Source organism: Paraglaciecola mesophila KMM 241, from assembly GCF_000315015.1.
GTDB classification, from domain to species: domain Bacteria; phylum Pseudomonadota; class Gammaproteobacteria; order Enterobacterales; family Alteromonadaceae; genus Paraglaciecola; species Paraglaciecola mesophila.
Genome location: NZ_BAEP01000089.1, coordinates 90,406 through 102,427, shown reverse-complemented (window position 1 = coordinate 102,427; position 12,022 = coordinate 90,406). Strand labels below are relative to the sequence as shown.

General features: G+C 43.7%; 11 protein-coding genes. 3 read left to right on the top strand and 8 right to left on the bottom strand.

What is annotated here, in order from left to right:
• Position 1 precedes the first annotated feature (1 nt).
• The gene (gene ilvY / locus GMES_RS21615; protein ID WP_006994967.1) at positions 2 to 856 is read right to left on the bottom strand and encodes an HTH-type transcriptional activator IlvY; all 855 of its coding nucleotides are present in this window, start codon (positions 854 to 856) and stop codon (positions 2 to 4) included.
• Between the two features lie 142 nt (positions 857 to 998).
• Between ilvY and ilvC the strand changes: the two genes are divergently transcribed.
• Both ilvC and GMES_RS21605 read left to right on the top strand, forming a co-directional pair.
• Positions 999 to 2,483, top strand: a complete 1,485-nt coding sequence (ilvC, locus tag GMES_RS21610; protein WP_006994966.1) for a ketol-acid reductoisomerase — start codon at positions 999 to 1,001, stop codon at positions 2,481 to 2,483.
• Positions 2,484 to 3,057: 574 nt separating this feature from the next.
• On the top strand, positions 3,058 to 3,369 hold the full coding sequence (locus GMES_RS21605) for a hypothetical protein (protein ID WP_006994965.1): 312 nt from the start codon (positions 3,058 to 3,060) through the stop codon (positions 3,367 to 3,369).
• A 157-nt stretch (positions 3,370 to 3,526) separates the two neighbouring features.
• Here GMES_RS21605 and GMES_RS21600 read toward each other — a convergent pair whose 3' ends face one another.
• The 5 genes from GMES_RS21600 to GMES_RS21580 all read right to left on the bottom strand — a co-directional run bounded on the left by GMES_RS21600 (position 3,527) and on the right by GMES_RS21580 (position 7,799).
• Positions 3,527 to 4,174, bottom strand: a complete 648-nt coding sequence (locus tag GMES_RS21600; RefSeq protein WP_006994964.1) for a YiaD family glycine zipper/OmpA-like lipoprotein — start codon at positions 4,172 to 4,174, stop codon at positions 3,527 to 3,529.
• Between the two features lie 198 nt (positions 4,175 to 4,372).
• Positions 4,373 to 5,605 carry a multidrug effflux MFS transporter gene (locus GMES_RS21595; protein WP_006994963.1) on the bottom strand — a complete coding sequence of 411 codons (1,233 nt, stop codon included), beginning with the start codon at positions 5,603 to 5,605 and terminating at the stop codon, positions 4,373 to 4,375.
• 171 nt (positions 5,606 to 5,776) lie between these two features.
• Positions 5,777 to 6,316 (bottom strand): SixA phosphatase family protein, encoded by a 540-nt coding sequence (locus tag GMES_RS21590; protein WP_006994962.1) that lies wholly within the window; start codon positions 6,314 to 6,316, stop codon positions 5,777 to 5,779.
• 8 nt (positions 6,317 to 6,324) lie between these two features.
• Positions 6,325 to 6,906, bottom strand: a complete 582-nt coding sequence (can, locus tag GMES_RS21585; protein WP_006994961.1) for a carbonate dehydratase — start codon at positions 6,904 to 6,906, stop codon at positions 6,325 to 6,327.
• Positions 6,903 to 7,799: a DMT family transporter gene (locus GMES_RS21580; protein ID WP_006994960.1), complete on the bottom strand. Its 897-nt coding sequence runs from the start codon at positions 7,797 to 7,799 to the stop codon at positions 6,903 to 6,905. Before GMES_RS21580 ends, can begins: the two co-directional genes overlap by 4 nt.
• A 73-nt stretch (positions 7,800 to 7,872) precedes the next feature.
• On the opposite strand from GMES_RS21580, the gene GMES_RS21575 reads away from it, so the two are divergent.
• Positions 7,873 to 9,336, top strand: coding sequence for a M20 family peptidase (locus tag GMES_RS21575; RefSeq protein WP_006994959.1), 1,464 nt, complete (start codon positions 7,873 to 7,875; stop codon positions 9,334 to 9,336).
• A gap of 19 nt (positions 9,337 to 9,355) precedes the next feature.
• On the opposite strand, the gene GMES_RS21570 is transcribed toward GMES_RS21575, so the two are convergent.
• Together GMES_RS21570 and GMES_RS21565 are read right to left on the bottom strand one after the other, a co-directional pair.
• A complete protein-coding gene (locus GMES_RS21570; protein WP_006994958.1) occupies positions 9,356 to 11,251 on the bottom strand; it encodes a hypothetical protein in 1,896 nt (631 codons plus the stop codon).
• A 241-nt stretch (positions 11,252 to 11,492) separates the two neighbouring features.
• Positions 11,493 to 11,981: an invasion associated locus B family protein gene (locus GMES_RS21565; protein ID WP_006994957.1), complete on the bottom strand. Its 489-nt coding sequence runs from the start codon at positions 11,979 to 11,981 to the stop codon at positions 11,493 to 11,495.
• Positions 11,982 to 12,022: the final 41 nt, after the last annotated feature.

Genomic DNA, 12,022 nt, shown 5'->3' with positions numbered 1-12,022 from the left:
GTTAGCAGTTAAATAGAGCCTGAATAGCAGGCTCACTTTGCCGCTTACTGATACAGCACAATCCAATTTGATACGGCTCAATATCATCCAATCGAATGCGGTTTACCCGTTGGCTTATGGTGGAGTTATCTAACACTATTTCAGGCACAATACCCAAGCCACAACCCAGCGCGACCATGCTTACAATCGCTTCATTACCCGCAACTGTTGCGTACACGCGAGGGCGAATACCTTGCTCAGCAAACCAGTGATGCACAATTCGTTTTGATGGCCCCGAGTCGGGCAGAATGACAGAATGCTCACGCCAATCCACTTGGCTCAAACGGGTTAGCTGTGTTTCTTTTGGTGCGATAAGCAGTAAAGGCACCTCGCCAAGGGGTAAGAACGTCAAGTCAGGGGGAAAATCGGGGGTATGGATGGCAATGGCTGCATCCACCTCTTGTTTCATCACCTTACTAGCAGATAGAGCAGGGTCACCGGTGTTTAACTTTATCTCTACTTGGGGATACTGGTGACGAAAGCTATCAAGTAATTTTGGCAAATGGCTTTGGCTGGCCGTCACTGAACAAAACAAACTTAATTCGCCTTGAATTTGCTCGTGATCTTGTTGCAGCTCCCATTTGACTTTCTTCCATTCAGATAAGGTTTGCTGTGAAAAGCGCAGTAATTTTGCTCCAGCGGCGGTGAGTTTTACTTTTCGATTGTCCCGCACAAACAGTGGCGTGCCGCAGTCATCCTCAAGGCGTTGAATGACACGACTAAGGGTTGAAGGGCTGACAAATAACGCCTCAGCAGTTTTACTGAAATGTAAGCTACTGGCCAAATGTTGGAACAATTCCAAGCTTCGAATATCCATTTTAGTCCCTCACAAAACCGTTATTGCAGAATATGAAATATTAAGTTGCAAATATATCATTTTATTCAACAGATGAAATACCCTATTCTCTCAATCACACGAGATCGTCACTGACTTGTTGCACTTACTAGGATTTATAAAAATGGCAAATTATTTCAATACATTATCTTTACGTCAGCAACTTGACCAAATTGGTCGTTGCCGATTCATGCAGCGCAACGAATTTTCAGAAGGCTGTAATTTCCTTAAAGGCAAAAAAATTGTCATCGTAGGTTGTGGCGCTCAAGGTTTAAACCAAGGCCTTAACATGCGAGATTCTGGTTTGGATGTTGCTTATACGCTACGTCAAGCCGCTATCGATGAAAAACGCGATTCATTCCAACGCGCAAGCGGCAATGGTTTTACTGTTGGTACGTATAAAGAGCTTATTCCAAGTGCTGATTTAGTTTACAACCTAACCCCTGATAAACAGCATTCAAGCGTAGTTGAAGCCATTATGCCTCTTATGAAAGAAGGCGCTTCACTAGGTTACTCTCACGGTTTTAACATCGTTGAAGAAGGCCAACAAATTCGTTCAGACATCACAGTGGTGATGTGTGCACCAAAATGCCCAGGTACTGAAGTACGTGAAGAGTACAAGCGTGGATTCGGTGTTCCGACGTTAATTGCGGTCCACCCTGAAAACGATCCTCAGCAACAAGGTTGGGATATCGCTAAAGCACTCGCAAGCGCAACAGGCGGCGATCGTGCAGGCGTACTTGAGTCTTCATTCGTAGCCGAAGTTAAATCTGACTTAATGGGCGAGCAAACGATTCTTTGTGGTATGCAACAAGCGGCGGCCGTTCTTGGTTACGAGAAAATGGTGGCCGACGGCATCGACCCAGCTTATGCCGGAGCATTGATTCAATTTGGCCTAGAAGCCATCACCGAAGCACTTAAAATCGGTGGCGTGACCAACATGATGGATCGCCTATCAAACCCAGCTAAAATCAAGGCATTTGATTTATCTGAGCAACTTAAAGACATGTTGAAGCCATTATTTGGGAAGCATCAAGACGATATCATCAGCGGTGAATTTTCTCGTACCATGATGGAAGATTGGGCCAATGGTGACGCTAACTTGTTGAAATGGCGTGAAGAAACAGGCCAAACAGGTTTTGAAAATGCTCCTGAATACAATGGCAAAATCGACGAGCAAGAATTCTTCGATAACGGTGTATTCATTGTGGCCATGATCAAAGCGGGTGTTGAGTTAGCATTCGACGTTATGGTTGAAGCTGGCATTTTACCTGAGTCTGCTTACTACGAGTCATTGCATGAAACGCCGCTCATTTCTAACACGATCGCTCGTAAGCGTTTGTACGAAATGAATGTTGTTATCTCTGATACTGCAGAATATGGCAACTACCTGTTCGCTAACGCTGCTATTCCATTATTAGCTGATAAATTAATGCCAAGCATTGGTACAGAGTTAATTGGTAAGCCTTTCGCTGCAGTCAGCAATAGCGTTGACAATAAAACGCTTGTAGCCGTTAACAAAGCTATTCGAGAGCATGGCGTTGAAAGTGTAGGCGACACACTACGTGGTTACATGACTGACATGAAAGCCATAGTTGAAGCGGTATAACCCTTCTAGAAACGAATAGTAAATTGAACGATTTCTGTCGTTAGGTGCTGTAAAAAGCCCTCTTTGCCCAGCCAATTTGGCTGGGCTTTTTTATGGGTGATTTTCTAAAACACACATTAAAACAAATTCTTAAAAGGGTGGAAAGGCACGATCAAATTCGGTTTAGTGTTAGGATCTGTCACTTATGTGCGACCAATTATTTTACCCAATGAGACTAGCTTAACTTTGTAATCGAAATTTTCGATAACTGATTTTGTCTCAAACTATGTCCAGCCCTTAAATAAAACACAAAGAGTGTTACCAAATACATACAGCTATTCGTAAGAATTTTTCCTTACAAATCAAAGGTCAAAAATTTGACCATGCAAAATTGGTACAACTCTTTAACAATTTCGGCGTTTACCGAACAGCGCTGTAGCAAAAAAGAAACACTAACCTGAGACTTATCGCTGTCATCCCTTATATAGCGCGATCAGAAAGGTGGCCCACGTATTGCTTATAGGATGATCCCGAACTCCCTAAGTATGTACCCACTAACACAACAGGAAATCCAATGAGCGAAAGAATCACAAGAATGACTAAAATGGGCGATTGGGTATTTGAAGTAAAAATGGTTAGAGCACTAAAAGTAGCCAACCATGGCGATCCCTATTCAGCTGTTGCGATGCTAACGGCAAACGGCGAGCAAATGTATATTGATACGCAGCTTACCAAAGACAATGAAGAGCTTTCTAAAAGCGATTTCTTAACTATTTATAAGTTCTGCGAATCATTAGATATGAAGTATGTATCTTATGACCGAATGAAAAACGGTGTTCGTAGCTCAAAAGTAATTGAGATAGAACCAGCTAAAGTTCAACGTCCTGCAATTCGCTTAGTTAAGTAAACCTTCTCAAAATTACCTACCCGCTTTAGAAAATCTTAAAATCGTATTATCGACGTATTGCTTTCATTGTTAAGGATAACAATGAGGCACGTTGCATTGCGCCTCATTATTTTTTGTCCATTGCCTGTGTAACCACTTATTCAAAACAGATTACGACTTAGTTCTTACTCATCGGAATGATTTTCAGCTCTACCCGGCGATTCTTCTGCCGACCTGCTTGCGTGGCATTATCTGCGATTGGTGTGTACTCGCCCATACCCAAAGTTGAAACGCGTCTGTTATCAACGCCGTTTTGTACTAAATAATTTTTTACACTGTTCGCACGGGCTTCAGATAATCGCTGATTCATATCATCTGCACCGGTATTGTCTGTATGCCCTTCTACCATCAATGTAGTTTTTTCATACTTGTTTATCACCAAAGCCACATCTTTTAGTACAGGATAGAAGCTACTATCAACGCTGGCATTTCCAGAACTGAATGTGATGCTGCCAGGCATGTATAAACGTAAAGTATCGCCTTCTCGGTATACTTCTACACCGCTGTCGGCAAGCTCCTCACGGAACTCCTCCTCTTGCTTATCCATGTAATTACCAATAGCTGAACCTGCTAGTGCACCTACCGCCGCGCCCCAAACATAACGGCTCTTATCATTGTCACCAGTGCCTTTACCAATTAATGCGCCTACGATAGCGCCGATGCCTGCACCCTTCTGTGTATTTGATGCGCCGCCCATAGAATTCGACGCACACCCACTCAATACTAGGCCCGATAGCGCTACACCAATAACTAGTTTCTTGTACATCTGACACTCCTTATAAAACGTCTTTGACCTAACTTTGCAACTGCACTTCGCAAGGCAAAATTTATAATGTGAATTATCCAACCTATAGCTGAACGATATATGAATGATTGAGAGAAAGCAGGAACTGTTCCAATGTAACCCCCGGGTATCATATTTTGCACCAGGGGTTTAAATTGATTGATTGTTAGTTTGATAAAACTAAGCGTTGGTTTGGGGGCGTTCAGCAAACCAGAAAAACAAAGAGGTGATAACCCCGAAGGCAACGAACCCGACGGCGATAGGGGTCATTGTCCTATCAATAAAGCTACCCACAAATACCGCGACAGGAACTGATACCATACTACTTAACGACCCTATTATCGCCGCCCCAAGGCCTGCTGTATCCCCTAGAGGTTGCATTGCCATAGAGTTGAGGTTTCCAAATAAAATACCAATGCAAAAGAAGGCGGCAAACAAAATGCTGACTAAGCCATATAGCGGCGGAAGCCCTTGATATATTAGGCACATTGCAAGTAGCAAAGTGGTAAAACCTAACCAGCCAAAAACAGCCCAAGTACACAATTTACGCATACCTAAACGCATGACTAACGTCCCATTAATAAATGAAGCAAAGCCAATAGAGAAAGCCAACAAAGCAAAATACAGAGGGAAAAGCTCGCCTGTATCGTAGATCACCTGAAAAACGGTTTGAGAGGCACTGATGTACGCTAGGAAACTCCCGAAAACGAACCCCATTGCTAAGGTATAAAACATCACCATTTTATTGCTCAAAATATAGCGACTAGAGATTGATAGCTGCTTCCAGCTAAAGGGAACGCGTTTATTTTTAGGCAATGTTTCGGGCTGGCGGCTAAAATACCAAATCCCAGTAAGAAGGCCGATAACTAAAAAGGATGAGAATATATGCTGCCAAGAAAACCAGAATAAAATAGCCTGACCAAAGCTGGGCGCGAGCATGGGCACCAATATAAACACCATCATGATAAACGACATCACCCGAGCCATAGCTTCGCCTTTATACTGATCTCGTATAACGGCTAACGCCGCAATACGCGGTCCAGATACACCGAAGGCTTGTATTACACGGCCAACTAACAGCACGGTCAAAGACTCAGCGAACATACACACAACCGTACCCAAACCAAAAATAATCAGCCCGGTAATGATGGTAAAGCGGCGTCCCTTTGCGTCCGATACAGGGCCAAAATATAACTGGCCGAAAGCCATGCCAATGAAAAATAGCGAAACGATTAAGTGCGTATCTTGTGGGTCAGTAATCACCAAATCTAAAGCGATTTGATTTAACGCCGGCAGCATGGCATCTATGCTCAAAGCCACCAAAGAAGTCATCAACGCCATTAGAGCCACAAACTCAACTAACCCTAGGGCAGGTTTTACCTTAGCATCAGTAGTAAAGCGGGCGTTGGCCATGAGAATTCCTTTGTTAGACTAAATGATAATTCTATCATCGACTGAAGTGTGACTTGAATGTTTTATCTGCTTTGATGGAAAATTAAGGTAAGAAATAGTGAACAATTTCAGTGGGCTTAGACCTCTATTCCACATGAAATGGTGATATATCTCCGTCATAAAATGAAAAACCTAGTAGGGAATAATGATGCTTTGCGTGCTAGTACGGCTACCTGCTTTTGTCACAATAAACAGACGCCCATAATCCATCTCTGATAAATCATCAGCCTTACCGCCTATTGCGCGAATTAAGTCTGGTACAGTATTGCTGTGCCCAACCACCAGCACACTGCTTTGTTGAGCGATCAGTTTTATCAATTCTTTGGGGTTGCTAGGATCATACGAATTAATCATTAAACCTTGTTGCTGTGCACTTTGCGTTGCCGTTTCCATGGTGCGCTTATAATCTGTTGAATACACCGAGGTTAATGGCACATAACGAAAATACTCGGCCAATGCGACTGCACGTCTTTGCCCTATGTCTGTTAAGGTGGGATCTGCACCAGTTTGTTTTTCAAAATGACGCACAAAATACCATCGCTGTTGTGATTGGCTCTCAACTAGGTCGCTTGCCGCAACACGTATATTGACCGTCGCATTAACTGCAATACTCAGCACCAGTGCAATAAAAAACGCCAGTGACGAGCGTAGGAATTTGACTCTTTTTATCATCACGATCCTTACTTTGCTAAATCTTTGATTCGGCCATTTCTAAGGCTGTAAATCCAGCTATGAATGCGTGTTTCTTGCCCACGCGTTTGAGCGTCTTTGAAAATATTACTGCGACGAATATTATTAGCTTGCTCGATGACATTTAATTCACACAATCTCGCCGAACGCTGCTCGTCTGAAAGTGTTGCTAGCTCTTCTTGGTGAAATTTAGCGATGTCCTTTATATGCCCAAGCCAGTTATCAATCAGCCCCAATTGTTGGTCATCTAATGCCGCATCAATCCCACCGCAGCCATAATGGCCGCACACAATGACATGCTTTACTTTGAGTACTTCAATTGCGTATTGCAGAACCGACAAACAATTAAAGTCGGTGTGCACCACTAAATTCGCTACATTACGATGTACGAAGATATCACCAGGCACCAACCCTAAAAGCTGATTAGCTGGCACCCGGCTGTCAGAGCAGCCAATCCAAAGGTACTCAGGTTTTTGACGTTTAGAAAGCTTGTCAAAAAAGTCTGGTTCAGCTTCTTTCATACCTTCAGACCACATTCTGTTGTTCTCAAGTAGCTGTTTTATATCGCTCATACATCCTCGCTGAAACGTTTGATCGGTAACTTACCCATGGCAATAGCATTACCCAAAATGACAAACAGTACCCCCAGCACAGAAGCGAAATACCATTGATACCCTTCGAATATAGTGGAAACAATCAAGGCTACTATAGGATACACCAGCGCAACATAGGCCGTTTTGTCAGAACCCATTTGTCGAATCAGTTTCATATATGCGCCAAAAGCAATGACAGAGCCGAAAAGCGTTAAGTACGTTAATGCCGCGTAATACTGCCAATGACTTGGCATTGACCACTTCGCGCCGCTTAACACAGCGGAGGTATAAATACCTAAAGCACCGTAACTCATAGCCCAAAAATTCATTTGAATAACGGGCGTCCCATGATCAAGAATGCGCTCCGATATTACATTGCCAAAACCGGCGAATAGGAATGAAGCCAAAGCTAAAGCAATTCCTAACGCGAGCACCGTATCAGCCTGTACTTGAGAAAACTCAGGATAAAAAATAAAGCCCATACCCAACATGCCAAACGCCGCTCCAATAACCACCTCCATGCGTATCGGCTTTTTTAGAATGACTCTTCGCAAAACCACATTGATGTAAATCATGCCCGAACTCATTAAAGCCACCAGCGCGCTAATAATGTATTGCTGGCTTAAATACAGCAAACTATATTCTAGGCCATACAAACATAGTCCTGCAGAAGCCATCTTGATATGTAGATGAAGGGGTAGGCGCAGCGAAAGGCCCTTTAGCACGCAGTAACCACCTAAAATAGCGGCAGCTAAAGTGAAGCGAATAGCCACAGACAAAATAGGATTAATTTCTCCTAACTGAAAGGTAATAGCGATCCACGTTGTACCCCATATCAGAGCAACTGTTGAAAACAAGACTGAATTTGACAACTAGATCCCCTGAATCAGATAGCGTTATACTGGCAGGCGATTCTAACTTCAAACGGGCAATAAGTAGCGCAATATGAAAAAAATAATCATAAGTTTTGCGGTTTTATTATTGATACTGTGTGGGCTTTTATTTTACCGCGCCAGCAGTTTTTTTGAAAATAAACAGTACGTGGTCGATACGCCTATCATTCCAGTTACGGTTGATGAGCAAGCAGTACTATCTCGGTTCACCAAAGCGATTCAGATCCCTACTATTTCCTATGACGATCGCAATCATTTTGACCAAAGCGCCTTCTTAGCCTTCCAAGATTATCTAAAAGAGAATTTTCCGCTGGTTCATGAACAAGCCGAGCTTGAAGTCATCAATGATTACAGCTTGCTTTACCACCTAAAGGGCAGTGACCCAAGTCTACAACCTGCGCTATTCATGGGCCATATGGACGTAGTACCGGTCGACGAAGCAACAGCAAGCCAATGGGAGCAAGCACCGTTTAGTGGCAAGGTGATTGACGGCACCATTTGGGGCCGAGGAACAATAGATGACAAGATCAGTGTGGTAGCCCTGATGGAGTCCATGGAAATGCTGCTTGAACAGAATATCCAGCCTAAACGAAGCATTTACTATGCATTTGGCCACGATGAAGAAGCAGGCGGAAAAGAAGGTGCGCGCAAAATTGCTGACTTTCTAGCGACAAAAAATGTCGAGTTCGAATTTGTGCTAGATGAAGGCGGCGTAGTAACCCAAGATATGCTGCCCGGTATTACCGAGCCTGTTGCCGTCATTGGTATTGCTGAGAAAGGCTTCGTTAATTTACGTTTGACGGTAAACGCGCCAGGAGGGCATTCTTCACAACCTCCTGAACATACCGCTGCCGGTATTCTCGCCCAAGCTATTGTAAAAGTAGAAGCAAACCCATTTGCTACAGACATGCGGTTTATTCAAGATACCTTCAATCATATAGGTTTCGCTACCGATTTAGCTACGCGGTTGCCTATGTCTAACTTGTGGCTCTTTTCGCCTGCAGTTGAAAGTATGATGCTCAAAAGCCCCAGTTCAGCTGCGAGCATTCGCACCACTACAGCGGTCACTATGCTCAAAGGCAGCTCTAAGTCGAATATTTTGCCTACTGAAGCACAAGCAGTGGTGAACTTTAGAATTTTACCCGGCGATACCGTAGACAGCGTCACGCAACACATCACTCGCGCTATAGACGACACTAGAGTAAACATTGAAGCCTTTATGACTAATGAGGCATCTCCGGTATCGTCCACCGAAAGCTACGGTTATAAATTAATTGAGCAAACTATTCGTCGCTTAGATCAAAACCTACTTGTAGCGCCATATTTAGTCCAAGGCGGAACGGATGCCTCTCACTTTTATGGACTCTCGGACAATGTATATCGATTTATGATGGTGCGTCTCAACCCGAAAACCATGAAACGTTTTCATGGGGTAAATGAGCAAATCTCTGTTAAAGATTATATCCAAGCAATTCAATTTTATTACGCAATGGTTGAGCAGGCAGCACAAGGCTAACCTGCTCATCCTATCTAATTTAAGACGACTCGTTAGGGTCGTCTTGGTGCAGTTTACCGGCCGCTTGCTCCTCAAGCTTGCGTTTTTCCGCTTCGCTTTTCTCCCCCTCTAATCGCTCAGGTTTCGCTCGGCTCGCCTCATTCACCCGATAGATATTTTCAGCGCTGGATAAATCTTGCTCATTGGTGATCGAAGCGATGGCTTCACGCTTGCGTAAAAACTGGGTAATTTCCCCAACTATGCCCTGTAACTCTTGATTGTTCTTGTCCATTTGCATGACATAACGCGGCATTTCCAAGTTTTTAGTACCCGTGGTAGCAAAAGTTGATGTCATGACGCGAGAAGTAATTATCCAAGGTGTAATGGAGCTGCGTACCACGACATTTTCAGAGCGGGTTGAATCATGAATCGACATGCCAGTAGAGACCTTACTTTCAGTAAATGTTCCTTCCGTTTTCATCCACATTAACAGGCTACTGAATTGCATTTCAGACCAAAATAAATGTGTGCCTCTGGCCAAAATAGTTGCCCCTGCAGATACAGTTAACCAACTAAATAGCAGAACCAGAAACCCGCTTAACTGCAAGCCAAATGCTTGCAAAATGACGTCAACCCGAGCTTGGCTCAAACCGTCCATGTTCATTAGCTGCTGCGCCATAAATTGATACAACTGATATCCATCTTGCACAGTAAAAAAGAACAACAAAGCCCCCACAAATATCATGATTTGCGCGGCAACCGTTGCCAGAAGACGAAATGCTTTAAATTTCTCGCTAAAGGTTAACTGGCTGTACTCTGGCTGCGTTTCAATAAGCAGTTTTCCCTTAAAACTGCCCTTGCCTTGGCTTTGCTCTTGTAGCTTAGGGTCAAATTCTTGATACATGCGATTGGGAATTTCTTTATAGCGACGATTAGCTAAAACAATGTTTTCAATATTGATAAATATTTCATTCGGGTGCACCGACTCTTGTAAATTTTCACGAAATTCACTCACTTCTGTGCTTGGGTTTGCCAGCGCTAAACGCTCACGTATCATCACCCAGGACAAAGCAATAACAGCCAAAACCAGTACGATCAGTAGCAATAAGTTCCACCATGCATCAAACGCGACAACATCGGCTAGCACCTGCTGAACATCCTGAGCTGTGCTGCCATCTAATTGGTTGTAGCCAAAACCGATGGCGATCGGTACTACAATGGCAAACACGAGCAACTTCGCTAGACTGGCTGCCGTCTTTGCTTGCAGCTTGCGCATGTTGGATGCTGCTAATGAATGCGACGTGCCACGCCACTGGGCAATTAAATACACTAACAATAATACAGATAGGATAGGGGTAATAATGACGCCCGCATTACCGACTAAGCCCGATGCAGACACAAAGTAAGCCGCACCAAATGCAATTAAGCCAACGATAGTGGCACACACTAGACCACCCAACTCCTGTACAAAGTTGCGGATCGGGTAGGGGCTAAATATCAAGCGCGGTAATAGAGTATGAATAAGGCGCGCAATCCAGCCTTCGGGCTCAGTAAAGGTGGCGTTTTTTCGTCCCATTAACATAGATTCTAATTCTTGTGCGTCATAGGCCGTTTGCAAGCGTTCACGCTGGGCGTTTTGTTTTTCACTCGAATTATGATTGTAAGCGAGGGAAGTTGGCACAGAACGACCAACAAAATACTTAAATAACTGAAACAAACCAACGCCAGCATGGCGCAATCCTAAAGTTAACAGGGTCAAGCCCAGCAGCGCATTTACCCAAGCCAACACCATATCCGTCTTTAGGTCTTCCGCCACGCCTAAAAGCGCAATAACCCCAAGAACAACAATAGCCGCTCCACTGACTGCTTTTGCCATACCTTCGGGCTTAAATGGGTTGCTGATCCCCAACGTATTGGTACCAAAATCATATGCCATTGCAATACATCCTTTTAATTCTTCGTGGTTTTTATACTATTTTTCAGAAACTTAAAGGCTATTGACTGCCGATACAAGTCTTAGTTTCATTAAGGCCAATAAAGACGAGTGTCAGGCGCGAAAACGAGAGTGTAATCGCCGCGACATAATGATAGATGCGTAATTGAAAGAATGAGGTGCTTAACTTGAGATGCTTATCGTGAGGTGGAAATAAAACACAACCACCTCGAAGTGTTAGGAATTAAGATGCTTTGCGCGTAGCAAGCAAAGCTGCATATGCGTCTGCAAATCCATCAAGTGATAAAGGTAAGGTAAGTTGCTTACTTTTTTCTAACGCGAATGCGACTTTTGCAAGTTGACCATCACGCATTTCCGCAAACAAGGTTTTATCGATTTTGATCACGCTCTGACATGCCACAGAGGTACATTGGGACAAGGCAACTTGAATGGCTTTGTTATCATCTATCTTAATTCCAACACCGCTGGTTTTGTTCAAATTTGGCGGCATACGCAGCATTAAAACCGGAAAGCTGTTGGACATAGAGAAATTTATGTTGGCGCCAAGCAAGACCTTCTTTCCCTCTGGATCCATCGCCACCAACTGACTAACTGAACAATTTCCGTGCTCACCGCATAACAAGCTCCACGAGCCAAAATTCTGTTTACTCTGTGCTTGTACCGCACTAGAAATGCTCATGCCGAGAATAAAAAAAGCAAAAATAAAACGCATTACACTACTCCGTTTGGGCAAAAAAAAGAGGAGCCATCGCT

Bases quoted from the DNA above. Each gene is read 5' to 3' on its own strand.
- ilvY (WP_006994967.1), bottom strand. From the start codon at position 856: ATGGATATTCGAAGCTTGGAATTGTTCCAACATTTGGCCAGTAGCTTA.
- ilvC (WP_006994966.1), top strand. From the start codon at position 999: ATGGCAAATTATTTCAATACATTATCTTTACGTCAGCAACTTGACCAA.
- GMES_RS21605 (WP_006994965.1), top strand. From the start codon at position 3,058: ATGACTAAAATGGGCGATTGGGTATTTGAAGTAAAAATGGTTAGAGCA.
- GMES_RS21600 (WP_006994964.1), bottom strand. From the start codon at position 4,174: ATGTACAAGAAACTAGTTATTGGTGTAGCGCTATCGGGCCTAGTATTG.
- GMES_RS21595 (WP_006994963.1), bottom strand. From the start codon at position 5,605: ATGGCCAACGCCCGCTTTACTACTGATGCTAAGGTAAAACCTGCCCTA.
- GMES_RS21590 (WP_006994962.1), bottom strand. From the start codon at position 6,316: ATGATAAAAAGAGTCAAATTCCTACGCTCGTCACTGGCGTTTTTTATT.
- can (WP_006994961.1), bottom strand. From the start codon at position 6,906: ATGAGCGATATAAAACAGCTACTTGAGAACAACAGAATGTGGTCTGAA.
- GMES_RS21575 (WP_006994959.1), top strand. From the start codon at position 7,873: ATGAAAAAAATAATCATAAGTTTTGCGGTTTTATTATTGATACTGTGT.
- GMES_RS21570 (WP_006994958.1), bottom strand. From the start codon at position 11,251: ATGGCATATGATTTTGGTACCAATACGTTGGGGATCAGCAACCCATTT.
- GMES_RS21565 (WP_006994957.1), bottom strand. From the start codon at position 11,981: ATGCGTTTTATTTTTGCTTTTTTTATTCTCGGCATGAGCATTTCTAGT.